This window comes from Paraflavitalea pollutisoli, assembly GCF_029360705.1.
GTDB lineage: Bacteria > Bacteroidota > Bacteroidia > Chitinophagales > Chitinophagaceae > Paraflavitalea > Paraflavitalea pollutisoli.
Genome location: NZ_JARKMX010000008.1, coordinates 2,287,441 through 2,313,101 on the forward strand (window position 1 = coordinate 2,287,441; position 25,661 = coordinate 2,313,101).

At 52.4% G+C, this 25,661-nt stretch carries 21 protein-coding genes and 1 riboswitch; of the genes, 12 read left to right on the top strand and 9 right to left on the bottom strand.

Translation table 11 applies throughout. The features are described from left to right. The first annotated feature begins 75 nt into the window (after positions 1-75). From P2W70_RS22875 to P2W70_RS22895, 5 genes are read left to right on the top strand one after another with little or no spacing between them, the layout of a single operon-like run. Positions 76-2,157 carry a cbb3-type cytochrome c oxidase subunit I gene (locus P2W70_RS22875; protein WP_276483858.1) on the top strand — a complete coding sequence of 694 codons (2,082 nt, stop codon included), beginning with the start codon at positions 76-78 and terminating at the stop codon, positions 2,155-2,157. A gap of 25 nt (positions 2,158-2,182) precedes the next feature. Beyond that, the gene (locus P2W70_RS22880; protein ID WP_276483859.1) at positions 2,183-3,175 is read left to right on the top strand and encodes a cytochrome c; all 993 of its coding nucleotides are present in this window, start codon (positions 2,183-2,185) and stop codon (positions 3,173-3,175) included. A gap of 1 nt (position 3,176) precedes the next feature. Next, positions 3,177-3,446 (top strand): hypothetical protein, encoded by a 270-nt coding sequence (locus tag P2W70_RS22885; RefSeq protein WP_276483860.1) that lies wholly within the window; start codon positions 3,177-3,179, stop codon positions 3,444-3,446. Further along, positions 3,439-3,840: a cytochrome C gene (locus P2W70_RS22890; protein ID WP_276483861.1), complete on the top strand. Its 402-nt coding sequence runs from the start codon at positions 3,439-3,441 to the stop codon at positions 3,838-3,840. Before P2W70_RS22885 ends, P2W70_RS22890 begins: the two co-directional genes overlap by 8 nt. Before the next feature lie 13 nt (positions 3,841-3,853). Next, positions 3,854-4,741 carry an AraC family transcriptional regulator gene (locus P2W70_RS22895; RefSeq protein ID WP_276483862.1) on the top strand — a complete coding sequence of 296 codons (888 nt, stop codon included), beginning with the start codon at positions 3,854-3,856 and terminating at the stop codon, positions 4,739-4,741. A 102-nt stretch (positions 4,742-4,843) separates the two neighbouring features. Here the strand turns inward: P2W70_RS22895 and P2W70_RS22900 are convergent, their stop codons facing one another. From P2W70_RS22900 to P2W70_RS22915, 4 genes are all read right to left on the bottom strand, one after another. Beyond that, the gene (locus P2W70_RS22900) at positions 4,844-5,617 is read right to left on the bottom strand and encodes a hypothetical protein (RefSeq protein ID WP_276483863.1); all 774 of its coding nucleotides are present in this window, start codon (positions 5,615-5,617) and stop codon (positions 4,844-4,846) included. 2 nt (positions 5,618-5,619) lie between these two features. Continuing rightward, positions 5,620-5,880 (bottom strand): alpha/beta fold hydrolase, encoded by a 261-nt coding sequence (locus P2W70_RS22905; RefSeq protein WP_276483864.1) that lies wholly within the window; start codon positions 5,878-5,880, stop codon positions 5,620-5,622. After that, a complete protein-coding gene (locus P2W70_RS22910; RefSeq protein WP_276483865.1) occupies positions 5,831-6,487 on the bottom strand; it encodes an alpha/beta fold hydrolase in 657 nt (218 codons plus the stop codon). Before P2W70_RS22910 ends, P2W70_RS22905 begins: the two co-directional genes overlap by 50 nt. A gap of 158 nt (positions 6,488-6,645) precedes the next feature. Then, positions 6,646-8,889 (bottom strand): TonB-dependent receptor, encoded by a 2,244-nt coding sequence (locus P2W70_RS22915; RefSeq protein ID WP_276483866.1) that lies wholly within the window; start codon positions 8,887-8,889, stop codon positions 6,646-6,648. Positions 8,890-9,040: 151 nt separating this feature from the next. Between P2W70_RS22915 and P2W70_RS22920 the strand changes: the two genes are divergently transcribed. The 4 genes from P2W70_RS22920 to P2W70_RS22935 all read left to right on the top strand — a co-directional run bounded on the left by P2W70_RS22920 (position 9,041) and on the right by P2W70_RS22935 (position 13,315). Next, on the top strand, positions 9,041-9,652 hold the full coding sequence (locus P2W70_RS22920; protein ID WP_276483867.1) for a hypothetical protein: 612 nt from the start codon (positions 9,041-9,043) through the stop codon (positions 9,650-9,652). A gap of 40 nt (positions 9,653-9,692) precedes the next feature. Next, complete coding sequence (locus P2W70_RS22925) at positions 9,693-10,478, top strand: MbnP family protein (RefSeq protein ID WP_276483868.1); 786 nt, start codon at positions 9,693-9,695, stop codon at positions 10,476-10,478. Continuing rightward, positions 10,475-11,569, top strand: coding sequence for a cytochrome-c peroxidase (locus P2W70_RS22930; protein WP_276483869.1), 1,095 nt, complete (start codon positions 10,475-10,477; stop codon positions 11,567-11,569). Before P2W70_RS22925 ends, P2W70_RS22930 begins: the two co-directional genes overlap by 4 nt. A 124-nt stretch (positions 11,570-11,693) precedes the next feature. Beyond that, a riboswitch (cobalamin riboswitch) is annotated at positions 11,694-11,925 on the top strand. A 67-nt stretch (positions 11,926-11,992) separates the two neighbouring features. Then, on the top strand, positions 11,993-13,315 hold the full coding sequence (locus P2W70_RS22935; RefSeq protein ID WP_276483870.1) for a DUF5074 domain-containing protein: 1,323 nt from the start codon (positions 11,993-11,995) through the stop codon (positions 13,313-13,315). Between the two features lie 92 nt (positions 13,316-13,407). Here the strand turns inward: P2W70_RS22935 and P2W70_RS22940 are convergent, their stop codons facing one another. The 3 genes from P2W70_RS22940 to P2W70_RS22950 form a co-directional block, all read right to left on the bottom strand. Further along, positions 13,408-15,042, bottom strand: a complete 1,635-nt coding sequence (locus tag P2W70_RS22940; protein WP_276483871.1) for a hypothetical protein — start codon at positions 15,040-15,042, stop codon at positions 13,408-13,410. Positions 15,043-15,178: 136 nt separating this feature from the next. After that, on the bottom strand, positions 15,179-15,601 hold the full coding sequence (locus tag P2W70_RS22945; protein WP_276483872.1) for a hypothetical protein: 423 nt from the start codon (positions 15,599-15,601) through the stop codon (positions 15,179-15,181). Positions 15,602-15,659: 58 nt separating this feature from the next. After that, positions 15,660-16,127, bottom strand: coding sequence for a pyridoxamine 5'-phosphate oxidase family protein (locus P2W70_RS22950; RefSeq protein WP_276483873.1), 468 nt, complete (start codon positions 16,125-16,127; stop codon positions 15,660-15,662). A gap of 308 nt (positions 16,128-16,435) precedes the next feature. Between P2W70_RS22950 and P2W70_RS22955 the strand changes: the two genes are divergently transcribed. The 3 genes from P2W70_RS22955 to P2W70_RS22965 all read left to right on the top strand — a co-directional run bounded on the left by P2W70_RS22955 (position 16,436) and on the right by P2W70_RS22965 (position 21,018). Further along, positions 16,436-16,924 carry a low affinity iron permease family protein gene (locus tag P2W70_RS22955; protein ID WP_276483874.1) on the top strand — a complete coding sequence of 163 codons (489 nt, stop codon included), beginning with the start codon at positions 16,436-16,438 and terminating at the stop codon, positions 16,922-16,924. Continuing rightward, on the top strand, positions 16,917-18,017 hold the full coding sequence (locus P2W70_RS22960; RefSeq protein ID WP_276483875.1) for a DNA topoisomerase IB: 1,101 nt from the start codon (positions 16,917-16,919) through the stop codon (positions 18,015-18,017). The genes P2W70_RS22955 and P2W70_RS22960 overlap by 8 nt, the downstream gene beginning before the upstream one ends. A gap of 217 nt (positions 18,018-18,234) precedes the next feature. Then, positions 18,235-21,018, top strand: a complete 2,784-nt coding sequence (locus P2W70_RS22965) for a TonB-dependent receptor (RefSeq protein ID WP_276483876.1) — start codon at positions 18,235-18,237, stop codon at positions 21,016-21,018. 88 nt (positions 21,019-21,106) lie between these two features. On the opposite strand, the gene P2W70_RS22970 is transcribed toward P2W70_RS22965, so the two are convergent. Together P2W70_RS22970 and mazG are read right to left on the bottom strand one after the other, a co-directional pair. Beyond that, on the bottom strand, positions 21,107-24,874 hold the full coding sequence (locus P2W70_RS22970) for a sensor histidine kinase (RefSeq protein ID WP_276483877.1): 3,768 nt from the start codon (positions 24,872-24,874) through the stop codon (positions 21,107-21,109). Next, complete coding sequence (gene mazG, locus P2W70_RS22975; RefSeq protein ID WP_276483878.1) at positions 24,871-25,653, bottom strand: nucleoside triphosphate pyrophosphohydrolase; 783 nt, start codon at positions 25,651-25,653, stop codon at positions 24,871-24,873. Before mazG ends, P2W70_RS22970 begins: the two co-directional genes overlap by 4 nt. Positions 25,654-25,661: the final 8 nt, after the last annotated feature.

A 25,661-nucleotide genomic window follows, 5' to 3' on the forward strand; every position in this document is an offset into this window, starting at 1 on the left:
GTAGCTGACCTTTCTACTTTTGGGTACCGTAGCCTTCCTGTACTGCGACGTCCCAAAACATAATTTATACTGCATATGAACCCTTCCGGTTTCTCCTTTCACGCCAGTCAATGGCAACCATGGGCCATCCTGATCCTGTTGCTCGTCGTATTGGGACTGGCACTGCTCGCCCGCAACGGTGTACAGCGACTGCGTCGTATGGTCGCCCACCAGCACGACCCCATCACCCGCGACGAGATCCGCGAACAGGTCGACGAACTCAGCGCCGAACAGATCGATGAACTGCTGTCGATGCGCGAGCAGCGAAAAAAAGACAGCCCCAACGACAGTACATCCTCCAATACACTGCGCCACCTGCTCCTGCTGTTGTTGCCCCTGTTGCCAACCGGAGAACTGCTGGCGCAAGATGGTGTCAAGACCAGCGTTACTGCCCTCTTTCGCCAGCCCGGTATCATTATCACCATTGTGCTCATCCTGTTGCCTGTACTCGCTGGTATGTTCATCATGTACAAGCGCATCAGCCGGCTGCTGCAATCCTATGGGGAAGCCGAGCGGCGCGCCAAAGCCAAACAACTCGCCGAAGCGCTGGCCGATCCGGATGATATTACCGCCGCCGATCTGCAACGCCGCAAGGCCGCACTGAGCTATCACCTACACAACGACGAACTCAGCGGCAACCAACCTGCAGAAGACAACAAAGGATTGGTACACATCAACGCTCATCCCGGATTGCCGGTAGTGCCCCTGAAGAAAAAAGCAGCGCCCCGGCCGCGTATACAACCCGCTTTATCCAGGCTCATACTCAGTTACCTCGTATGCGCAACTGCCTGGTTGATCCTGGGCACCACCGTGGGCGAATACCTGGGTATCAAATTCGTGGCACCTGATGCCGATCACCTGCCCTGGCTGAGTTTCGGCCGCCTGCGTCCCGTACACACCAATGCCGTGTTCTGGGGATGGGCCTCCCTGGCCATGCTGGGACTTGGCTATTACATCGTGCCCAGGGTCAGCAATACCTCCCTGTACAGCATCCGGAACGGCTGGTATGCCCTCGCTTTCATCAATAGCGCCGTATTGGCCGGTAGCCTTTCGCTGATGGCAGGCATCAACAACGGCGGTGGCGAATACCGCGAATACACCTGGCCCGTCATGCTACTGTTTGCCATCGGGCTTGTACTGACCCTGCACAATTTCCTGCATACCATCGCACGTCGCGGTACCAAAGAGATCTACATCTCCAACTGGTATATCGTCTCTGCTATCATGTTTGGTATCGTCATTACCATCGTGGCCTATATACCCTGGTGGCAAAACGGTTTGGGAGAAACCATCGTGCAAGGCTACTACATGCACCAGGGTGTAGGCATGTGGTTCATGCTCTTCACCCTCGGCATCGTGTATTACTTTCTGCCGCAACAGCTCAATAAACCTATCTACTCGTATAGCCTCGGTATCCTCGCCTTCTGGTCGCAGATATTTTTCTATACAACCATCGGCACCCACCACTTCGTGTTCAGCGCCATACCCTGGTGGTTGCAAACGGTGGCCATCGTGGGCAGCGTTGGTATGATCATCCCCGTACTGGCAGGCACCACCAACTTCATCATGTCATTCCGGGGCGCCTGGGACAAAGTGCGTGACAGCTATACCCTCCCCTTCTTTCTCACCGGTATCGTGTTTTACTTTTCCGGTTCGCTGCAGGGTACGGCCGAAGCTTTCCGCTTCACCAACCAGGTATGGCATTTCACCGATTTTACGGTAGCCCACTCACACCTCACGATGTATGGTATCATTTCGTTTTTCGCCTGGGCTGCCATCTATGCCGTCGTACCAAGGCTTACCGGTCGCGAAGCACCGACACTCACCATTGGTATCCATTTCTGGCTGGCCCTTATAGGCCTCTTGGTCTATACCTTGCCGCTGATGATCGGCAGTACGCTGCGCGGACTACACTGGATGGAAGGAAAACCCTTTGTCGAAAGTGTATCCCTGATGATCCCCTATTGGATATGGCGCGCCATTGGCGGATCGATGATGTGGGCGGCACACCTCGTATTTGCCTACAATATGTATCGTATGATGAAAAAGCGCCGGCAAGTGACCATCAGCAAAACGGCCATCCGCCAACTGGTGATGGAACCCGCCCCCCTTAACTAAACACCGATCATTTTATACCATGTCAATGTTCAATAACCACCGCCAATTATTTACCACAGCCTTCTTCCTGTTTGTAGGGCTCACGGTGGTGGTAGCGGTACTACCCGCTATCTACAACCAGGAAAACAACCGCCCCCTGCCCGGCGCCAAAGCACTATCGGAAGCTGCCCGGCAGGGCAAACTCGTGTACATCGCCAATGGATGCGTAGGTTGCCATACCCAGCAGGTGCGCAATATCGCCATGGATCGCCCCTGGGGCGACCGGCCCGGCATACCCGCCGACTATGCCACGATACGCCGCACGGATGCCTGGCGCAATACGGCGACCCTCATGGGCACCGAACGCACCGGGCCCGACCTCACCAATATCGGCAACCGGCAACCGGCCCGCGACTGGCACCTGGTACACCTGTACAACCCACGCACGGTCGTTGCAGCATCGATCATGCCGGCCTATCCCTGGCTGTTTACGGTAAAAGATTCGGCAGCCCCGGGCGATATCGTCGTCAACGTACCTGCTGCCTTCCGGTATGGAGAAACAGGCACCGTCGTCGCCGGACCGGAAGCCCTGCAACTGGTGGCCTATCTCCAGGAGCTCAAACAGCTGCCCCTGCCCGGTAGCACCCCCGCTTCCCCGTTCTTATATGCCGCAGCAGAAAAGAAAGCCGATGCCGGTGGCAGCGTAGACGGCAAAGCCCTCTTCACCACCAATTGTCAAACCTGTCACCAGGCCAATGGCGAAGGATTGCCCGGCGCTTTCCCGCCCCTGAAAGGCAGCAGCATCGTCAATGGCGATGACCTGCAACTATACGTCGACATCATCATGCACGGGTATGATGCCCGTCCCGAATTCGGCGCCATGCCACCCGTCGGCACCAACATGAACTTCACCGAAAAAGAAGTGACAGCCCTCATCAACTACGAGCGCAGCAGCTGGGGCAATAACGGCAAACCCGTCACCGAAGAAGAAGTCAAAAAGGTATTATCATTTATACAACTAAAAACCGGGACAAAATAACATGAGATCCTCCAGCCTTGTCCTCCTCTTGTTGGGTACCACGCTTTCCACCCTGGCCTGCGATGTTTGCACCCGCCGGCCCGATGGTATACTCAGTTGGTTTGGCCACGGTACCGGACCGCAAAGCCAATGGGATATCCTCATTGTTGCCGCCAGCATGGCCATCGTCTTCATGACCCTCTGGGGGATGCTCAAAGCCATGATCCAACCGGCCGATCAGGCTCCCGACCATATTAAACAACTGGTAATAAAGGACAATACCCATGAATGAAAAAAGCATGATCTATCTGTTCGTCGATGACGACGCACAACCCGTAGCGCAGGTGTTGTCACCGGTCTGCATCGAACTCGACACCCGCAAGCTCACCGACGGGCAGCATATCCTGAAGATCGTCAGCAAAGACCCTACGGGCAAAGAAGGCATCCGGACCATCCCCTTTACGGTCCGCAACGGTCCCGCCATATCGGTAGAAGGCCTGCGCGATCATGCCGTAGTCGATGGTATACTGCCGCTTATGATCAATGCATATGGCAAAGGTGACCAGCAGTCCTTCCTCATCGAGGGCAGTGAAACACCCCGCAGCATTCCCCACTGGGTATGGATACTCATCATCGTTTTTGCCGGATGGGCGCTTTACTATCTAATCCGTTTCTTCACACAATGATAGTCAACACAAGATGAATACTACCAGCACCATTGTAAAACGACCTGCTACACACACAGCAGCCTTTCGCTTCGAAGCCGTCGATCCGGCCTTCGAACCACTCACGGTTCACTCCCTCGAGTTCCTGGCACAGCACCCGGCCGCCCCTGCTTTTACACAGGAACGGCTGCGGCATTTTGAAATGATCTGGATCAAAAAGGGACAGGCTAGTCTCTCGCTGTACCAGCAACAACATATCCTCCCCGCCAATACCATCGCGTGCCTGGCTCCCGAACAGATCAGGCGCTTGCACCTCCCGGCCGATACCGTTGGGTATTACCTCAAGCTCACCCCAGAGCTGCTCAACTCTTTCGACAGCACCAAGTTTCCGCTGCTGCACAGCATTCCCTGGAACCACCCTTTGATCGTCCATACTGGTCACGGCGTGGAGCAGGCGGAAGAAGTTTTGCTGACGCTGGCCCGCGAAACCTGGCGGCAGGAAGCTATTCCCGAAGAGGTGGCCAGCAGCTATGTACGCATCCTGATGATCTACATCAACCGGCACTGCGCCTGCTCCGCCAATAGCATCACCCGCGAAGCAGGCCTCATGAAAGATTTTATAGCACTGGTAAAAAGCCACTACGCAGAAATGAAGAGTGTCAACGACTACGCCAGCAAGCTCGGTGTTACCCCGGGATACCTCAGCCGGATGATCAAAAGGGTATCGGGCCTGCCCGCCAGTTACCATATCCGACACTGGATCATTCTCGAAGCCAAACGGATGGCAGAATCGTCGCCCACCAGCCTCAAAGAGATCGCCTACGCATTGGGTTTCGAAGACAATGCTCACTTCAGCAAATTCTTCAAGAGTTATGCAGGTGTCAACTTTACCAGCTACCGGCGCAGCCCTATCGACGGATAAGCGTCGCTTCTTTCCCCAACACACACAAAAAAACAGGCGCAAGCAGCGGGGCTCATCCTGACACCCCGTGCTTAACGCCTGCCATCGAAAGGCGAACGCCTTTTATTGTTTTACCTGGTAAGGAAGTGTCAGCTTCTTCGACAATACACTGTACACTTTATACACCCCCAGCATCGGCATCTTACCATCCGACGCATGGCCTCCACCTTCGCCCGTATACAGCTGCATATAGGCCCCTACCGCATCAAATTTGAAATTGGTCTTGAACCGCACACGGTAATCGGGCACCACGATGCGGATCGCCTTGCCTTCGGTCACTACCTGGAAGCCGGGTGAGTCCATGTACATCGGCATACCGGGATTTGTTTTCGGCAAGACCACCGATTTGTCTTTCGGATCAAATTCCTTGACCGATAAACCACCGGGCACCCGCTTATCTGCTACCAACACTACCCAGTGTGGGTGCCACACGATCTTGTCATTGCCGTAATTACCATCGCCATCTTCATCCCACAAAGGCGTATCATCAAAATCCGGATGGGCCGTCAACGCCAGCGCCACGATGCCGTCGGTTTTGCTGAAGCCAATGTCTTCGGAGCTCAGCGTGGTCGGAAAAACATAGCCATCCACGGGCGCACCATTCATCTGGCCGGCCGCTTTGGAGAAACTGCGTCCCGCTTGCCCCTGTACGATGATTTCAAACTCCAGCTGCCCCCATTTCTTATTGTGGGTAATGGTAGCGGCGGTGATGACATAGTCCGTTTCATTGATCGTTGACTTCTTCGCCTTTCCTTGTTGGCACGAATCACAATCAATTCCGGCCAGGGCGGAGAAACCCGCCAGGATAGCCCCTGCTAATAAACCTGCTTTTTTCATGGTCATTTATTTTGGTTATGCTGAATGAAAGCGTGGATATACGCCACCGCCAGTTCGGGATGCTGGTGATGAGGCCCGTGACCAGCCTGCGGGAAAACGATCAGTTGCAGGGTGGGCCAAATGCGGTTGAGATCGAACCAGTTCTGCACCGGGAAGCAGATCTCGTGATCGCCCGAAATAACGAGGATGGGCGTGGTGGTGGTTTGTAGTTTTTCACGGGCCTTGTAAGGATCCAGAGTGAAGTCTTCCCCCCCCCTTGCCATAATACGCCCACAGCGGTGGTGGTATCTTTACATCGCGGTAAGTCGTTCTCGAGCGGATCCGGTCATGACTGGCTTTGGCAGCTGCCCGGCTGCTTTCGGAGGCAGGTTCGAAGAAAAGGATCACCTCGTCTTCAAAACTATTGTCTTCGATATAGGCGCGCTCAAAGAACAGCTCGGTGATAGGATGCTTCACAGCACCGGGCGGTTTGGTGCCCAGCAAGACCAATTGCTGTACCCGGGCAGCAAACTCCGTGGTGACGATCTGCGCTACCCAGCCACCGAAAGACCAGCCGCACAGGTGGAAGGTATCGAGGCCCAGTCCATCAGCCAGGTCGATCACATCGCGGGCAAAACCCATCATATCGGTATTGGGCTGACCGGTAGAACAACCGAACCCGGAATAATCGAAGAGGTATAAAGTGTAATATCGACCCAGCAGATCAAGGAAAGCAGGATCCCAATCGTCGAGGTTGCCGCGAAAGCGCTGGCAAAGGATTATTGGCTCACCCTGCCCAACCTTTCGATAAACAAGTTGCCGGTCATTGACAGTCACCGATTCGGTAGGCACCGTGGCAGCAGTGGCCGCCAACGTAGTTTGTTGTTCCATAAGCGTTGTGTTTAGATACACAAAATTGATCCTAAACAACACCGCGGTCAATGGACGCAGATCGACAAGTTATGTGGAATTCGACACCGTAAATTATACTACCCGCAACGCAAACAGGAGGCATGCAGCCTCCTGTTTACCACGGCGCAAAACAGTTATTAAAAGAGATAGGTAAAGCTCAACTTAGCAAAGAAAGGAGTGCCCGGGGTGAAATGGATCTCTGTAACCGGCGCAGTTTCATTGTACAACCTGCTCTCCGTATCAAACTGTGTTTCTTTCCATTTTACGTCCATCACATTCTGGATGGCCAACATGATCTCGTACCGTTTACGGTTGTACCCCAGGTAGAGGTCGGTCACGAAATACCCCTCGGCAATGGTACTGTTGTCTTCATTGGCCGGCCGGTCGCCCATATATCGGTAACGCACCGATGCATTCACCCCTTGTTTTGTTTTTACCGTCAGGCCGCCAATTGACGTAAACCGTGGCGCCAGGGGCAGGTAATCGGCACCAGCAGGCTCGTCGGTGGCCCGGCCATGTGAATAGTTGAGGTCTACATCCGCATACAACCACGACAGGGGTTGGTAACGCACCGACAGGTCACCACCAAAACGTCGGCTTTTACCACTGGGCTCTACCACGCCTTCATCGCCTACATATACAAACTCCTGGTCGAGCCACAGGTACCAGACGGCTGCATTCACCAACAGGTTTTTGGTGGGCTTCAGCACGGTACCCAGGTCGCTGCCATAGGCAGGTGGCAATACCTCAAGTCCATTTTGTGGCACCACTACCCGCGTATCGTTGCTATGGAAGCCCTTGCCTCCACTGAGGTAGAATTGTGTGTTGGGCGATGCCTGGTAATAGAAGCTCAGCTTGGGACTAACAATAGCCGCACTGGCCGTTCCCGAACCATTCGTACCCAACTTGTCTTTATAACGGTTGTGAAAATAGTCGTACCGCAGCCCCGCATTGATGCTGAAACGATCATCGAAGCGGATGGTCTCGTTCACATAACCCGCGAGGTTATTTTCCGCAATACCACCCAACCGTATCGGCTCCAGCAAGGTAGTTCGGTCTTTCGTCCGGCTCAACTCGCTGTTGTGCGTTCGATCGATGCGCACCTGTATACCAGCCTCTGAAATGAACTGCGTGGTACCCGCAAAGAAAGTCTTGTGGTAACTGCCGTTGTAGCCATACAGATCACGGTTCTCCCGTTGTTTGATCTGGTCTCCATTATCCGGATCTACCTTGAAGAAGGTAAAATTCGAGAATAACTGAAAATAATACCGGGAGTAGTACACCTGGTTTTTGATATAAGCATGGTTATCGAGCGAGGTGGTCAGAATCGCATTAACATTTGTACGGTTGGTACTGCCGCCTTCGTTGGGATCGATGGCCCCAAACCAGCCGATCAGTTTGTCTGCCACGGCGCGATCCGGTATTTGTCCGGAGGCATCCCAGGTGCTGGTAAAATAGGAAGCAGACAGGTTCAGGTGGTTCTTCTTACCCAACGCACCAAAATATTTACCAAACAAGTTGACGCGGTTAAAATCCTGCGGATTGTCGAAGAACCCCTTGGTGTACATGTATTCGGAAGCGATGAAAGCCGAATGGTCATTGGCGCGCGCCTTTTCGCCCAGCAGATTGCCCATACCTACCGCCCGGAAGGTGTTGAACATACCCCCTTCCAGTTTCAAAGAGTTCCTGGGCAATACATTCAGGGTCTTGAAATCGACAAAACCGGTAGTGGTAAAATTGCCTTTGTCGGCATAGTAAGTGCCTTTGTTGAACCCAACATTGTCGATCAGTTCCGGTATCAAAAAGTGCAGATCGGCATATCCCTGACCGTGTGCATGGGATACCATATTCACCGGCATGCCATCCACGCCAATATGGATATCCGTACCATGATCGAGGTCAAAGCCCCGCAGAAAGATCTGCTCTGCCTTGCCACCGCCGGCATGCTGCCCAATGAACAGGCCGGGCACCATGCGCAATACTTCCTGCGAATTGGTAATGCCCCTCAATTTGATATCGAGTTTACTGATGGGTTTGAACTGCTCTCCTACCCCGCTGGTGACGGTGACCTGGCTCAATTGAACAGCATTGGCCACCAGGGTGATGCTGATACCCGTGGCCGGCAAATCGCCGACCGGCCTTTCTACAGACTGGTGGCCGATGGCGGTCACCACCAGGTGGGCCCCTTTCGCTACCTTTTGGATATAAAAGCGACCCCGTTCGTCTGACAATACCTGTTGCCCGCCGGGCAACACCGTAACCGTAGCCCCTTCCACCGGTAACGAAGTGCTGGAATCGAGTACAATGCCCTCCACCGCTCCCGATTGGGCAAAGCCCGCCAACCGGCAAACCAACATACACAGCATGAAACAATAGCGCATATCCGCATTTTTTGGCAAAGTAAGGACAAAAGCAACAAAATTACCTTGCTACGCGCTACGGGCTCAACCTTCTTTGGCCTGAATGTATAAAACCGTACCTTCACGCCCCCAACCAGCTAGTCCCTTTACCAAATTTTTAAAATAATCTTGCATGAACAAGCATTCTGTATGCAGCCTGTTGATGGCTGCCTGGGTAGTATGTGGTACAGCCTGCAGCGATGGCGGCACCGCCAAAGAAGCCAATGACCTGAGTGATTCTATTGCACCAACTGGTGACCCGGCGGCCAGGAAAGCCGACACGGTAACAGCCGTCATCATTCCCCCAGCGGTAGAAAAAGTGAAGCAGGCCCTGGTAAACGACATCCTGAAAGCCGATATCAGCGCCATGCAGCCGGATAACCGCACATTCGGGTTCGACGAATACGACCTCAATGGCGATGGCAGTAAAGAGATCATCATTGGTTTCCGCAATCCCTATTTCTGCGGTTCGGGCGGTTGTACAGCGATGCTGTTTAGCGCGGATGGCCAACTCATCAACAAATTTACCGTCATGGACTTCCCCATCTGGATACTCCCCACGAAGACGAATGGCTGGAACGACCTGGCTATTTTCAGCGGTGGCAAGTACCGCGACGTGAAATATGGCAAGAACCAATATCCGTCCAATCCCTCGACACTCGCCAGTTTCAAGGACGCACCGCCCAAAGAGGATGCCCGTGTTCTTGATTTCGACAATAAAACCGTCCCGACCGTGTCGTTCTGACCTCCTTTGACTACTTTTACCGCTCAATCAGCCCACTTACATGCACCCGACCCGGCGAATCCTGTCCCTGCTTATCCTGCTTCAGCTGGCCACGTACACGGTACCGGCCCAATTGGTACTGCAATTCGACAACCGGGTGGCTGGTCGTAAACTGGTGACCGATTCCGTTAGCTATGCGACCCCATCTGGTGACAGCCTGACCATTTCTTTGTTGCAATACTTTATCAGCAACATCACCTTGCGAAAAGCCAGCGGTGAAAAACTGGTCTTACCAGTCGCGGGTAATTATTTCCTGATCAAACAATCCGACGATACCAGCCGGCGCATCGCGCTCGATGTGCCGGCCGGCGTTTATAAAGACGTCAGTTTTCTCGTCGGCATCGACAGCCTCAGTTCTACCCTACCGGTAGAAAAGCGTACCGGTGTACTCGATCCCGCCCAGGGCATGAGCGGGGGCGAAGGCATGTACTGGACCTGGAACAGTGGTTATATTTTTTTCAAACTGGAAGGCAGCAGCCCGTCAGTACCCAAAGACAAAACCGGCTTCCGCGAATTTCAGTATCATATTGGTGGGTATGGTGGCTACAACACCCCTACCCTCAACAACCTGCGCCGGGTAAACATTACCCTGCCGGAGAAATCGCCCTTGCGCATACGCGCCAACCACCACAGTGTGGTGCATATCCGCTTCGATGTCGCGACCGTACTCAAAGGCATCGACCTGGCAACCCAACATCATATGATGCTGACACCCGAAAGCAGCGGTATTGCCGATAACTATGCCGCCGGATTTACGTACGGTGGTACCGAATACCCCAACCGATGAAGAAGCTGACGTTGGTATATATCATCATGGGCATAGTGCTGGCGCAGGTATTGACCGGCTTTCTGCGGCCTGCTGTCCCGTCGTATGACGGGATTGCCTCGTTGCCTTATTCAGCAGACTCCTTCCCCCGGCCTGCCAACTTCCCCGAGCCGCTGTACAATTTCAACAACAACAGCTACAACAAGATCAAAATAGAGCTGGGCAGAAGATTGTTTTACGATGGCCTGCTCTCGAAAAATGGCACGGTGAGCTGTGGCACCTGTCATATACAGGCTACGGCCTTCTCGCACCACGGCCACCGGCTCAGCCACGGCATCCATGATTCCGTAGGAGCGCGCAATGCGCCTGCGTTGCAAAACCTGGCCTGGGCCAGTAACTTCATGTGGGATGGCGGTGTTACGGATCTCGACCTGCAACCTCTGGTGCCCATCAACAGCCATGTAGAAATGGGCGAGTCGATGGACAGTGTACTGATCAAACTGCGCAAAGACTTCAACTACTCCACCTACTTCAACGCCGCTTTCGGCAGCCAGCAGATCACCACTGCCCGGGTGATGCAGGCCCTCAGCCAGTTCATGGCTTCGATGGTGAGCGCCAACAGCAAATACGACCGGGTGATGCGCCACGAAGGCGCCAGCTTTACACCGGAAGAAAGTAAAGGGTATACGATCTTTAAATCGAAGTGCGCCTCCTGTCACCAGGAACCCTTGTTTACCGATCATAGCTTCCGCAACAACGGACTGTATCCTTACAGTGACGATGCAGGCCGCATGACGATCACCACCCAAACCACCGACAAATACCGCTTTAAAGTGCCCTCCCTCCGCAATATCGAGTTGACAGCTCCCTACATGCATGATGGCCGCTTCAAGAACCTCGACTTCGTGTTGCAGCATTACAGTCATGAAATACAGCAGACCGACAACCTAGATCCACTGCTGGTGCAATCATCAGGCAGGCCAGGGTTGCCCCTGAGCCCCGACGACCGCGGTGCACTGAAAGCCTTTTTGCACACACTCACCGATTCTGTCTTTACCAGGAACAAAGCCTTGAGTGAAGTAAACATATGTCCGGACTGTATCCGGTATTAAGCGGCTCAGCTAATGGGTTTGTCAGGCAACCAGGCAACGAGGAAAGACAGTCTTACAACAACATCACAGCGTTAACTTATCAACAACCCATCAACAACGCGCCACCTGCAAAGCGCTTTTGCCTACATTTGCCCCCGCTAAAGGTTCAAGCCCCTTCGGGGCATTGATTAAAAGGGAATCCGGTGACCGTCGCAAGACACAATCCGGAGCTGTCCCGCAACTGTAAGTTCTGCAGCGAGTACGCTCGCTATTTGCCGGATCTGCAAGCCACTGTTGGCCACCTGCACAGACAGGTACAATGGGAAGGCATCCAGCATAGAACAAGCCAGGAGACCTGCCTGTAGCATCATACTTGATTCATCGCTTTCGGAGAAAAAGCATGAATGAAACGCTGTCGACCAGCCAAATAAACACGAGAGATACATGATGTACCAACGCGGTTCCGCTACCCTGTCCGTATGCATTGGCATAGCTATGCTGAGCATGACGGCCTGTAAGAAAGACGACTACACACAACTCCTGCCCCAGATCACCGACAACGGTTTGGCCACTGGTAAAACCAGTATCATCGCAGGCGATTCCGTCAGGCTTTACCCTAAACTAAACGAACGAACCAACACTACTTACCAGTGGTTGGTCAACCAAAAAAATGCAGGTACCGATTCGGTATACACCTTCAAAACCGATTCGGCCGGCACCTACCTTGTTCAGTTTACCGCTGCCAATACCAGCGGACAGATCAGTACGCAATATGAAATACAGGTATCCGGCAAATATGAGCACGGTATCCTGCTGGTGAACGAAGGTTGGTTTGGCCACGAAAACGGCAGCGTTAATTTCTATCGTTATGGTCAGGACACTGTAGAGACCATGGTCTATCACCACACCAACCCCGGCAAAGACCTGGGCGTCACCACCCAGTATGGCGCCGTGCACAATGGCCGGCTCTACCTGGTGTCCAAACAAGGACCACTGGTCGTCGCCGATGCCAAATCGTTGAAGGAAACAGGACGCATCACGACCCTACCGGCCAATGGACGTGCTTTCCTCGGGCTCGACAATAACAATGGTCTCCTCAGTACAGCCAGCGGCATCTATAAACTGGACCTCAACACACTCACAGTGGGCGACAAAATACCCAATGCAGACGGACAGATCGGTGCCATGCTAGCAGCCGGTGACCATCTCTTTATTATTAGTCAGAGCAAGGGCTTGCTCATTCTCCGCAAAAGCGATTTTGGACTGGTGAAGAATATCACCGGCATCAACCAGGGTCTTTCCAAAACACCCGACGGCGCCTTGTGGGTAGCTGGCGGCAGCAACCTCGTGAAGATCAATACCACCACACTCGATACCAATCGGATAGTGCTTCCCTTTAGCCTGGGCAGTCCGTGGTCTGCCTGGAATGTGGGCACCGTCACTACCTCCACCACCGAGAATGCCGTGTTCCTGGCCCAAACCATGTCATGGGGAGCGGGTGGCACCAAACTGTACAAGTATAAATCAGGGGATATCAGCTCCGTTGCTGCGCCCATCGCAACCCTGCCTGCCGGCAAAGAGTTTTATGGTGGTGCAGTAGGTTATTATGCTGCGAAGAATGAGTTGGTGGTTACGGCTGTACAATCCGGCTACGGACAAAACTACCAATACAACAGCCTGTATTTTTATGATGCCGCCAATGGCAGCCTGAAGAAGACGATCAACTACCAGCATTTTTACTTCCCGGCATTGATGCTGTTCAATTAACCCCGCACGATAATCCGATATCATCAACACAGCTGATGTTCGTGTGCTGCGCCCGCCCTATCGGTGCGCAGCACACCCATTGGCCCGGGTTATTATTGATCGATGCCCACCGATTGCTTTACACCCGTGAAGATGGTCTTCCACACGAGGTTGAACCACGACTTTTCTTTGATCCGGTCGAAATGAACATTGGCCACCCGCACATCTCCTTTCTTGTTGGGATTGGCATTCTTCACCTGTATATTCGCGATGGCACTGACCAATTTCTTTTTGGTAAGGGAATTATCGGCAGTATCCTTCTTCAATAAGGCGATCTTCAGGTCATCATAAAAAATAGTCAGGTTGCCATCGGTCGCGTTGTCATTACCGTTAAAATGAAACTTCATGCCGCTGATCGTTCCTTTCTCCACTTTGGCCAGGCCCATCGGTTCTGTAAGCTGGTTGACGGTGGTGGCCGGCATGCCACCCATTTCGCCATCCATCGTAAACTTACCGTTGCTGGGGTAAAAGTTGATGATCGCCTTGATGGGCGACACATTGAGGAAACGGGCATTGAAGGAGAACTTCATCGGATCCTTCGCCATCAGGTCTTTGTGGCTGGTCAGCCGGTCAATGCGCAGGCTCGCCTGGTAAAACTGCACCTTACCACTTTTGCCACTTTTCGCATTGCGCTCCTTGTATTCGATGAAAGCATTGCGAAACAAGGCTTGCCGGATATTGACGTTAAAGGGCAACTTCATCAGCATTTGCTGCGGGTAGGTACCTACCCGGTTTTGGCCGTCGTGCGGGTACGACATATCCCGGAAGATCTTCAGCGTACTGCTCGCCAGCACCATCGAATCGGCCACCACTTCTTCCTTGAACAGGAGCGGCAGGTTAAGGCCCGAAATGGCAATACCCTGAAAGTTGACATCAAAGCGATCACGGGCATACTTGAACTGCTGCATGAATTTCGCTTCCGGCAGTTGCGGATCCACGGCTACCTTACCGATACCCAACTTTTTGGTCGCACTGTTCAGATCGACGTTGCGGATCTCATAATTGTACAACTTATTCTTGCTCATCCAACGCAGCTTCTTGCAATTCATATTGGCCTGCTCGGCAAAGAGGATTCTGGTTGTATCCTTGTCGTGCGCGCTGTCTACGGCAATCCTGAACAGGTCGATGGTCACGCTGTCGAACATCATTCGTATATCGCCCGTTTTCCACTCTTTGGTCACGAGTGTGGCGTTGACGATCGAGAGGGTATCGATCTTGATCATGGTGAGGTTGCCCAATATTTGCCGGTATACTTCCTTATCGGGTACATTCTTGAGCGAATCTTTGCCCTTTCCGGTGAAATAGACTTCGATCCTGGGCGACTGGATCAATACCTTACGGCCGTCGATAGCACTGTTCATCAGCGCCTTAGGTGTTTCCACGCCCACCACCGTCAATTCGGGAATATCGATCTTAATGAGCACCGACGGTTCATCCGGTGTACCGACCATGCTGTTGTATACATTGGAATCGGGCTGCAGGTAGAGATTGGTGACACGGAGATTGCCCGCTACTTCATCCAGGTCCAGGCTACCCGTTTGGATGCCATACAGGTTATTCGTTTTCTTCGCGACGGTTTCCTTGACAGTAGACCGGACGATCGAACGCTTGTGGATATTCCAATACACGATACCGCCGGCTACGACCAGCAAGACGACCGATAAAATGATCCAAAGTTTCTTGGACATATGTATGTACGTTTTTAGGGTGAATGACGGGCCTCGTGGCAAGGGACATAAAAAATGCGGTCCGACCTAAGCCGATCTGACCGCATCACACTTTCTTAGGGTGGTCTTGTTGGTAAGTCTTCTAAGGGCAATATACTTAGCAGGCTAACGCGTAGAAATTGATCTGTCCGTTCTGCTGCTTTTTATAATATACCGTTTCATTCATTTTTACTTTCAACAGGGTGATCTTGCCGCCATGCGTGAGTTCATCAACAGCGTGGTCCAGGGCTACTTCACTGGCCGGATCGAGCTCGTTGGCTATGCGCTGGGCAACACCATTCACCTTCATGTAAATGCCTTTTTCTTTATCGACGTATTTGATCTGCACGGGAAATTTATCGACAGCTGCCGGCAGTTCGTCGTTGCAGCAACACCACACATATTGGTTGGCATCTACCATCACGGTTTCCACCAGTACACTCATTTGGTTTTCTGCGTCCTGCACTTTAAGCGCACCAAAGAAGGTTTTCTCAATAAAGCGTTTTACAAATTTGAGGTTGTCAGGTAGGATAAAGCGCATAGTCAGTGTTTTTAGTGGTGATTCGATCAGTGATTACTCATACTATATTGAATAAAAATTAAGCCAACTCCATGGGATGTATTTTATACGGCCGCAATACCGGTTGTTCGTGCAGCAGGTGTTTGCAGATGGCCAGCCAACATTGCTGAAAGATATTCGGTGTACGCTCCCGCTGTTCAAAATAGGCGGCATGCTCTACCTGTACCTTCACCAGCATCACCCGGGAGGAAGTATGCCCTGCCGCCTTTTCGCCGGCAATCTCCCGAATCATGTCCGCGTCGGTGATCACCTCTGCAGTACCACTTACATTTAGGAAAAACGGCTTGCCTTTGCGGTAAAAATCGAGGCGGGCCGGAAAGGAACGGTCGGTCTCTTCCATATATACATTGGGATGGTTCAGGAAGAACCATACATTGCCGGATTGATCTACCCGCAACACGGAGATAATAGAAGTCGGCACTTTGAAAAGGGCGTTGCCGGTGTTGGCAAACAGAGCACTACCTATTTCCAGGATGCGGTCTCTCATAAATCCGACATGTATATCGCTTACCATAACCTTCGATTTTAACAGGATATTTTCAAACCCTATGCCCCGCTGGCAACGGGCCCTTCTGTGTAGAAGGACCTACCCATCTGACGATTTTGGATTAAAACAGCATTAATGGGACATCCCACTTCCACAACTACACCCCGATTTGGTACAATCTGGTCCTGGCGTCTTATGGCATATCCTTTACTCCGGTAAAAGCAAAGTTGATTTGGTTAAGGTTCAAAAAGTGGCCAGGCCTGTTGGCCCGGCATTTTTAGACTCCAGCTGTATTCAACCTGACTACCATGGCAACCAAACGTAGCAAAGGCAAACACCTCAGTAGGGCCCGGCTGTTTGACAAGATCAGCACCAAACTGACCCATGCCACCGGATCGCCCCTGGCTTCCATATTAGCCGTTTGCCTGATCATCGGCTGGGCCTTGTGCGGCCCGTTGTTTGGCTTTTCAGATACCTGGCAACTCGTCATCAACACCAGTACGACGATTATCACCTTCCTGATGGTGTTCATCATTCAGCAAACGCAAAACAAAGACACCATGGCCCTGCATTTGAAACTGAATGAGCTGATCGCCTCGCAGGAGAAAGCCAGCAACCGGCTGGTCGATATCGAAGACCTGACCGAAGAAGAGCTCACGGTGATCAAAAAATATTACGCCCGTATATCCAAACTGGCAGCGCAGGAAAAAGACCTGCACAGTTCCCATTCGCTGGATGAAGCGGAAGACAATCACCAGGCTAAATCCCGGCAACTAAAAAAGAAAAACAATGCGTAACGGTATACATACACTTTCGAAACTGAACCACCGGCAAATGCTCGACATCGATCATGACTACCAGCGGGCGGCCACCGTGGCGGCCCTCACCTATGTCACCGATACGATGCCGGGTATTATGCGGTTAAAACGGGGAAAAGGTTTTTCTTTCCTGTTCGGCAAGAAAAAGGTGAAAGACGATAGTCTGCTACTGCGTATCCGCAAACTCGCCATTCCCCCCGCCTGGAAAGAGGTATGGATCTGCCCGCTGGAGAACGGGCACCTGCAGGCTACCGGTAAAGACCTGCGCAACCGCAAGCAGTACCGTTACCACCCCAACTGGGAAGTGCTGCGCAATGAAACCAAGTTCCACCGGCTGTATGAATTCGGCAAGGCCTTGCCGGCCCTTCGCCTGAAGTTGGAACAGGACATTACCCGCAAAGAGCTCTGCGAGGAAAAAGTATTGGCGACGGTGGTTAGCCTGATGGAGCGAACCTATATCCGGCCGGGTAGTTCGAGTTATGAAAAGCTGTATGGCTCTTATGGTTTGACGACATTAAAAGATAAACATGTAGCCATCGACGGACAGGCGATCCAGTTCAGCTTTCGTGGCAAGAAGGGCGTCAACCATTCCATTTCTGTCAAGAACAAACGGCTGGCGCGCATCGTACAGGCCTGTCGCGATATCCCTGGCAAAGAGTTGTTTCAATACTACGATGCCGAAGGCCATCGAAAAAGTATCGACTCCGGTATGGTCAATAACTATATTAAGCAGGCGACCGGCATCGAGTTCAGTGCGAAAGATTTCCGTACCTGGGCAGGCACCCTCAACATCATCCGCAGTTTCCGCGAGCTGGGTGTCGCGCTGACCGCCGCCGAGAAGAAGAAAAAGGTAGTCGCCGCCCTCGACCAGGTAAGCGTAAGCCTGGGCAACACGCGCACCGTGTGCCGAAAATACTATGTACATCCGGGTATTATCCGCCTATATGAAGAGAATACCCTCGAACAATATTTAAAGGAACTTGACAAACTCGAAGAACCGGACGACAAGACCGGCCTCACGGCAGAAGAACAACTGCTGATGAAGATTTTGAAGAAATTACATGGCTCCTGAGGGAGCCATTTTTTTGCCAGCCACCAGCCGCACACTTCCACTATAAACATAACATTCATCCGAAACCTATTTTACCCAACCCTTTACCAAATTTAAGCAGAGCGGGTAACGGAACGAATATTCACCGGACAAGCTGTATTTTAGGTTCAGAAAGCGATCCAGCATAGGCATAATTCTACAGACCAACACTTTATCGACAACCTAAACTAACCGAGCTTTGAAAAAGTCTCATTGGCTGTTTATGGCCCTGCTGTTAGCTGGAACGCAGCATTTGTACGCCCAAACCGGAAAAGGCACCCTCACCGGAAAACTGGCGGATGTAACCGACAGCGCCGCCATTTCCCTGGCCACGATTACCGTATACCGTATCAGCGACAGCGCCATTCAGACTTACCGCCTCAGCAACGGGGAAGGTGTATTTACCATTCCTGGTCTTCCCGTCCACACCGCCTTGCGACTGGTAGTCACCCATACGGGTCATCGCCCCTATCGTCAGGAAGTTCAATTCACCGACACGACGCGGCTACTCGATCTTGGCAACATCTACCTGGTCAAAAGTGCTCAAACACTGGAAGAGGTGGTGGTGCAGGCAGAAAGGCCGCCGGTAGTCGTGCGCAACGACACCATCGAATTCAACGCCAGCGCTTTTAAGACATTGCCCAATGCCCTGGTAGAAGATCTGCTCAGGAAACTACCCGGTGTACGGATAGCGCCTGACGGTAATATCCTGTACAATGGCAAACCAGTGAGCCGTATCAAGGTGGATGGCAGGCCGTTCTTTGGCGGCGATGTGCGCATGGCTACGCGCAACCTGCCCGCCGATGTGATCGATAAAGTACAGGTCATGGACGATGCCGAAGAACTGGAGAACAATCCGCAACTGGACAGGTCGCGGGTAAGCAAGATCATCAACCTGCAATTCAAAAAAGGCATCAAGAAGGGAGGCTTCGGTAAGGCCTATGCCGGGGGCGGCACGGATGACCGCTATGAAGCGGGCGGCATTTTCAATCTCTTCCGCGACACAATGCAGGTGAGCGTACTGGCCTATACCAACAACCTCAACAAACCGGCTTTCGGCATGTCGGATGTCAAGGACATTGGCGGCTTCAACCGATCAGGCGTCAACAGCACCATGACCACCAGCAGTGGTGGTTTTGCGCTCGATGACATTTCTTTTGGCGCTACCGAAAACGGCATCCAGCAATCGCAGGGTGCTGGCTTCAACCTCAATACCGAGTTTGGCAAAAAGCTCACCTTCAATACCCGGTACTTTTACGGACGTATCGATAGTTATTATGACAATGACGCGGAAACGATCCAGTACCTGGGTGACTCCACCCTGCGATCGCTCAGGTCCTCGGCGCACCGCACCTCCCGCACCGTACACCAGGTGGGTGGCCAACTCATCTACCGGCCCGGCAAATACGCCAGCCTGACGGTAAAACCATCGTTAGGGTTCAACAACTATTCGACTGCTGAACAAACCAACTCCGCTGCTTTTAAGAATGGAAACGACCCTCTCAATACCAGCGACAGACAACTGATCAACCAGTCGTCCATTACGACCTTCCGCAACGAGGTCAATTACAACCAGCGTTTCCGGAAACAGGGCCGTTCCCTGAACCTGTCGCTGTACAATACCCTCCGCAGCAACCACTGGACGAATACCACCGAAGCGCTCAACACCTTTTTCAAGGATCCCGTCCCCATACAATCACAGGCACAACGCAGAACATATGAGCAGCCCTACAACGCCCATACGTTGTCGGCCACCTTTGGGGAGTCTTTGTCGAAAAATGCGTCCATCTCCCTCAATCATAAGGTAGCCTTTATCAGCGACCAAAATGGATTGAGCACCGTACTCAAGGATACCTTTTCGCACAAGTATGAGCTGCCAGATACCACCCTCTCCAATACCCTGCGGCAGGCTTCCTTATCCAACACGACGGAGCTGCGTTATTCCATCACGATCAAGCGGCTGAACATCTCCACCGGCTTGTCGTACCAATCGCTGCAAAACGATATTCGCAGTGGTCGCCAAACCACCCGCCGGCATTTCTCGTATTGGCAGCCTTCGCTGAGTATCAGTTGGAGAGAGTTTTATTTACAATACAGCAATTCGATACAGGCAGCCACAGCGGCGCAGCTGCAACCGGTAGTCGACAACAGCAACCCGCTGTCCGTCACCAGGGGTAATGAGCACCTGACACCCTATGTATATGACATGGTCGGGCTGTATTACTACCGGTATCCCGGGGGGAATAAATTTTACTATTATGCCAATGTATTTGCCACCCGCTCCCGGGACGCCATCATCCAGGAAAGGAATATAGACGACAAGGGTATACACTATTACAACTGGCGCAATGAAGATGGACTGTGGAATGTAAGAGCAAGCCTGTCTGTATCGAAACAGCTATCACTACCGCATAACCGTTTCGCCAATGTATCCCTTCAATTGGATGGAGGTACGCAAAACACCGTTCTGCTACTCAACAAACGGCGTATCCTCGCCTACAACCGCAATTTCAGGCCGCAGCTCAGCTATTCACTCAGCATCGGCGACAAGATTGATTTGTCGCAGACGTATAGTATCGACTGGCAAAAAGGGCGGTACAGTGATGGATTCTATCCGGACGTCAGAACAACCGTCCACAATTTTTATACGAGTGTCAGTGCCCGGTTCACGGCTTCCCTGATCGCCGAGACCTCTTATACCCTCGTTACCATTCCGGGCAATATGGCTGGCGACCGTAGCTCCATGCTGTGGAATGCGGCGATCAATTGGTTGGTGTTTAAGAACCAGCGAGGAACGCTGAAATTGACGGGCTTTGACCTGCTCAATAGCAACCGGCTATTGAACCGGAGCGTGACCTCGAATTATACCTCCACCTGGGTCAGTACGGCCCTCACGAGGTTTTACCTGCTGTCCTTCACCTATAATATCAGGAATATCAAAGTACCGCAACGCGCCAAAGAGGATAAATTATTACTGTTTTAGCGACAGCTCCAGGGCGTTACCCTGATAGCTTCTTTGCCTCGTTGTCCCGACGAATGTCGGGATTGCCTTTACACCTCGATGCATGCCTTTAATTCATCGCCCTTAGCAACGGGATCTTCACGTAGAAGGTGGTACCTACCCCTTCTGTCGTCTCGAACCAGATATCGCCTTTGGCCTGCTCCACGATGCTCTTGCTCATGGCCAGGCCGAGGCCGGTACCGGATGATTTGGTGGTGAAATTGGGGGTAAAGATCTTCGACTGGGTGGCCTCAGGAATACCGCTGCCATTGTCGGAGATACTGACCGTAATGTATTCGCCATCCAGCTCTTCCCGCATGCGGATGATGTGCATCGGCCGTTCTTCACTGGCTTCCAGCGCATTTTGCATCAGGTTGGTGAAGAGGCGGTTCAACTGTGTTTTATCGGCGAAGAGCAGCACCTTGTGCGGTACCGGCTCCCATTTGAAGTCCATGTTCTCGGTAGCCTCGTACAAAGAGGTCAGCGAATAGATCAGCTCATGCAGGTCGAAGACCTCATTGCGCGGGTTGCCGATATTGGCAAACTGCGAGAAGTCGGACGCGATCTTCGACAGGTGATCGATCTGCTCGATGAGCGTACGGGCCACACTTCCCGTCATCTCTTTTACGTTGGGCGAGTTGTCGTCGATCGCCTTCTGCAGGTACTGGATACTCAGCTTCATCGGCGTCAGCGGGTTCTTGATCTCGTGCGCTACCTGCCGCGCCATCTGGCGCCAGGCGCCTTCCCGTTCGCTCTTCGCCAGGGAGGCCACGCTATCGTCGAGCTTGTGCACCATCTTGTTGTATTCGGCCACCAGCACCCCGATCTCGTCGTTGCGGTGCCACTCGATCTCCTGGTTGGCTTTGCCCAGGTTGATATCGCGCAGCTTCTGCGTGATCAACGTAAACGAGTTGGTGATCCTGTTGGTGATGAACAGGGCAATCGCACCCGCCACCAGGAAGATAAAAGCATTGAGGTTGATGATCGTTACCAGGAAATAAGAGATCTCCTGTGTCAGCTCTACTTCCGCGCTGTAAGAAGGTATATTGAGGTAAGCCACCGCATTACCATCGTCGTCGCGTACCGGTGCATAGATACTCAGGTAATCGACCTTTCCCACTTTTTCATCCGTGACGGTTTGCACCTGTCGCAGGTTGTGCAGGCGGAAATAAGCCAGCGGGTTCATCTTCTCGCTGAGTACCCCCCGGTAGTATATATCGGGATTGGAAGTCACTTTCAGATCTCCCAGCGTATCGTACAGGTTGACGTCCATACCGTGGATATCGGAAATGTCGCGCATCAACTGCTCCACCTCATCACTGAACCCCGGCTCGTACAACATGATGCCTTCGTTGAAGGTCGCATGGTCGGCCAGCTTTTTCTCCACCTCGTTCACCATGATCTGGATAGCGCGGGTCAGGCGGTCCTGGTTGTTGCGGTGATACCGGTTGATGATAAAGATGACGTTGGCCACACCGATCACCACAAACAGCAAGAGGCTGATGAGGATGATGGTGCTGTGTATCTGCGACCGGATACTGAGTTCCCAGTATTGCCGCAAGGAAGTTTTTGCCAGGCGGCGACGCATCACGAAAGCCACCACGCGGTAGAAGGCCAGTAGGAACAGGAAGGTGCTGAACAGGTAGGCAAACAACGTGATAGCCTCGATGAAGGAATTGTTCTTTTTGGCCACCACCACCACCTTGTCGGGCATGCCACGGTACCATAGCTCCTCATGGCCATCTTTACCCACTACATCGTATTCCTGCTTCTTCGTTTGCTTGTTGAGATAGGTGGGGAAAGCATAGTCATTGTAATGACTCACGAGCTTCAGGCTATCGTAGATGGCATAGGCATACTCGCGTGAATATTCGGGCGTACGCTCCCGTGTTTGCTTGAACAGCTCAGGCACGAGTGCCTCGCTCTTATATCTTTTGGGGTCGGATAACACGAAGAAATAACCTACTGGCACCTCATTGCTGTCGACCACCTCTTTTTTGAAGATGTACGAGTATTTGTCGTACGCCCGCTCGAAGAAACGCAGGTCGGGCACATAGGTCGCCTTCGACTGGTTGCGGAAGATCGTATTGAGCGTATCGAAGGAACCGGGTTCGGTATTGAACAAGGGGTTCATGTTCTTGTCGAACGTGAAGAGCCACGAATCGTATTTATTAACGTACCCGATAAAAGTACGGTTGATGATACTGTCTTTCAGGCGTGCATTCTCCTGCTGGTTGTAAAAGCGGTAGAAATTGGGCTCCAGGAAATCATTGTCGAGATAGGCCAGGGCAATGCTCAGCAGTTTCTCATTGAGCGGATCGGCCTGCGTCGCCAGCTTTTCGGCAAAGCGTTTGCGTTGCTCGAACTCGATCTTGCTATTCTCGAACAAGATCACCGCCGACATCGAAAAGGAGAAAATGAACAACCAGAACAATACTTCCGATACGTTGAGGTTGTACTTCAGGCCAGCGAAAATATTTTGCCGCATGAGCCAGATGAACAACACCAGCCACACCAGCGCATACAGGTTCAGCTCGATCATGGCATTGTTGCGCTGGAAGGACAGCATCAATAACCCGATGAAGGCGGATACAATATAGATGACATAAGGTCGCTCACCAAACAGTTTGCCTGCCACCGTGAGGAAGATCTGTGCCAGCAGAAAATAACTCAGCCCCAGTACGGCCATCACCGCAAAGCCGACAAAGCTGTAGGATTCTACCAGGCTGAAAAAGTTGGTCACGTTGAAGGATATCTTGGCGTCGGACACGAGGGTCTGCAGGATATCGGACAGCGAAAAAGTGGCCACCACCAGCATGGCCAGCACCACCGTCATCCCCAGAAAATTCTTCCAGGTTGCCGTAAATGGACGTATCGTGGAAGTATTCAGTCGCCGATTGAAGAAGATCACCATCCAGCACAGCAGCAGGGAGTTGATCAGCAGGTCGCCGAGTGAACTCAATACCAGGCTGGAACCATAGATATAAGGATCGAACAGCTCAAACTGCCGCAGGTCGAGTATGTTGGGAAATACGTACGTACACAACCGGATCAGCACGAGATTGAGCACCAGGAAAGAAACGCCCCACCAGAGGTTGAAGCGCCGGCTGATCTCGTCGGCGGTTTGTTGCAGGTATATGAACAGCAGGAAGAAACCGGTAATGACGAGCAGAATGGACCAGATATTGTGCTGCTGCAGGTGTACATTGATACGCTCCAGGTGAAAGAGGGTGTTGCCCTGAATGCTCTTGACCGGGTAAGGTGTGGGCTCCAGCGAAATATCGACGCGGTTTACGGCCTTGTCATACCCGGCAAATTCTTTGCGCAGGTTCTCGTTCTCGACAAAGTATTTCCAGACCACGGGGATCAGTCCCTGGATGGTGAGCCGTCGGTTACCATCGATCGTAACTTCGCGGCTGCTGTATACATAATAGCCGTTTTGCAGTTTGATGAGGCGGCTGCTGTCGAGTGGATTGGAGAAGGAAAATCCCGGCAGGATATTTTGCGTGTTCCAGAATACCAGGTGTGGGGTGCCGGCCGAGTCGTTGGCGTGTTCGTAAATGAAGAAATCGTAGCCCTTGTGGATGTCGAGGTAGGCTTCCAGTTTTCGCTCATCGAACCGTTTATCGACCAGGGCGCCCAGCAAAGCGGTATCGCCCACCAGCCGCCGAAAATCCCGTTCCTTTTCCTGTACGCGCTTTTCTATGAGGTTGACGTAATACCGGGCGGTCGTACTCCCGATCACGTATTTATTGAGGATGAAAGCGCTGGTAAACAACAACAACGCAAGCAACAGGTAGATATGCTTAATGAGCCAGTTTTTCAGCAATTGCTTCAAGTGCCGGGGTTTTGTTTTTTAATGCTGTTCCAAATGGCGTCCATCTCGGCCAGGGTCATATCCGGCAGCGATTTGCCCGCCTGATTGGCCAGTGCTTCCATTTGGGTAAAGCGGCTGAGGAACTTTTTATTGGTCCTTTCCAGCGCATTTTCAGCATCTATCTGCAAAAACCGTGCATAATTGACCAGCGAAAACAGCAGGTCGCCAAACTCCAGCTCGATCTCGTCCTGGTTTTTCGCGGCGATGGCCTCCTGCAACTCGCTCATTTCCTCTTTCACTTTGTCCCATACCTGGTCACGGTGGTCCCATTCGAAGCCCACCTGCTTGGCCTTTTCCTGCAGGCGGGTGGCTTTCACCACAGCGGGCAGCGAGGTGGGCACACCGCCCATGACGGACTTCTTGCCTTCTTTCAGTTTCAGCTTTTCCCAGTTCAGCTTTACCTCGTCATCATCTTTCACCGTCGCATCGCCGTATATATGCGGGTGGCGGGCGACCAGCTTATCGGAGATGCCGTTCAGGGCTTCCTCCAGGGTAAACTTACCTTGTTCGCTGCCGATCTTCGCATAGAAGACCATGTGCAGCATCAGGTCTCCAATTTCCTCTTTGATGCCTTTCCAGTCTGTATCGGTAATGGCATCTGCCAGTTCGTAGGTCTCTTCGATGGTCAGTTGCCGCAGGGTTTGTACGGTCTGCTTGCGGTCCCAGGGACATTTTTCCCGCAGCTCATCCATGATCGTCACCAGCCGGGTGAAAGCGGCTGCCTCATTATTGTGTTCCATAGTCGACA

Excerpts from the sequence above, each read along its gene's own strand:
- P2W70_RS22875 (WP_276483858.1), top strand. The coding sequence starts at position 76 with ATGAACCCTTCCGGTTTCTCCTTTCACGCCAGTCAATGGCAACCATGG.
- P2W70_RS22880 (WP_276483859.1), top strand. The coding sequence starts at position 2,183 with ATGTTCAATAACCACCGCCAATTATTTACCACAGCCTTCTTCCTGTTT.
- P2W70_RS22885 (WP_276483860.1), top strand. The coding sequence starts at position 3,177 with ATGAGATCCTCCAGCCTTGTCCTCCTCTTGTTGGGTACCACGCTTTCC.
- P2W70_RS22890 (WP_276483861.1), top strand. The coding sequence starts at position 3,439 with ATGAATGAAAAAAGCATGATCTATCTGTTCGTCGATGACGACGCACAA.
- P2W70_RS22895 (WP_276483862.1), top strand. The coding sequence starts at position 3,854 with ATGAATACTACCAGCACCATTGTAAAACGACCTGCTACACACACAGCA.
- P2W70_RS22900 (WP_276483863.1), bottom strand. The coding sequence starts at position 5,617 with ATGAAAAAAGCAGGTTTATTAGCAGGGGCTATCCTGGCGGGTTTCTCC.
- P2W70_RS22905 (WP_276483864.1), bottom strand. The coding sequence starts at position 5,880 with ATGGCAAGGGGGGGGGAAGACTTCACTCTGGATCCTTACAAGGCCCGT.
- P2W70_RS22910 (WP_276483865.1), bottom strand. The coding sequence starts at position 6,487 with ATGGAACAACAAACTACGTTGGCGGCCACTGCTGCCACGGTGCCTACC.
- P2W70_RS22915 (WP_276483866.1), bottom strand. The coding sequence starts at position 8,889 with ATGCGCTATTGTTTCATGCTGTGTATGTTGGTTTGCCGGTTGGCGGGC.
- P2W70_RS22920 (WP_276483867.1), top strand. The coding sequence starts at position 9,041 with ATGAACAAGCATTCTGTATGCAGCCTGTTGATGGCTGCCTGGGTAGTA.
- P2W70_RS22925 (WP_276483868.1), top strand. The coding sequence starts at position 9,693 with ATGCACCCGACCCGGCGAATCCTGTCCCTGCTTATCCTGCTTCAGCTG.
- P2W70_RS22930 (WP_276483869.1), top strand. The coding sequence starts at position 10,475 with ATGAAGAAGCTGACGTTGGTATATATCATCATGGGCATAGTGCTGGCG.
- P2W70_RS22935 (WP_276483870.1), top strand. The coding sequence starts at position 11,993 with ATGATGTACCAACGCGGTTCCGCTACCCTGTCCGTATGCATTGGCATA.
- P2W70_RS22940 (WP_276483871.1), bottom strand. The coding sequence starts at position 15,042 with ATGTCCAAGAAACTTTGGATCATTTTATCGGTCGTCTTGCTGGTCGTA.
- P2W70_RS22945 (WP_276483872.1), bottom strand. The coding sequence starts at position 15,601 with ATGCGCTTTATCCTACCTGACAACCTCAAATTTGTAAAACGCTTTATT.
- P2W70_RS22950 (WP_276483873.1), bottom strand. The coding sequence starts at position 16,127 with ATGAGAGACCGCATCCTGGAAATAGGTAGTGCTCTGTTTGCCAACACC.
- P2W70_RS22955 (WP_276483874.1), top strand. The coding sequence starts at position 16,436 with ATGGCAACCAAACGTAGCAAAGGCAAACACCTCAGTAGGGCCCGGCTG.
- P2W70_RS22960 (WP_276483875.1), top strand. The coding sequence starts at position 16,917 with ATGCGTAACGGTATACATACACTTTCGAAACTGAACCACCGGCAAATG.
- mazG (WP_276483878.1), bottom strand. The coding sequence starts at position 25,653 with ATGGAACACAATAATGAGGCAGCCGCTTTCACCCGGCTGGTGACGATC.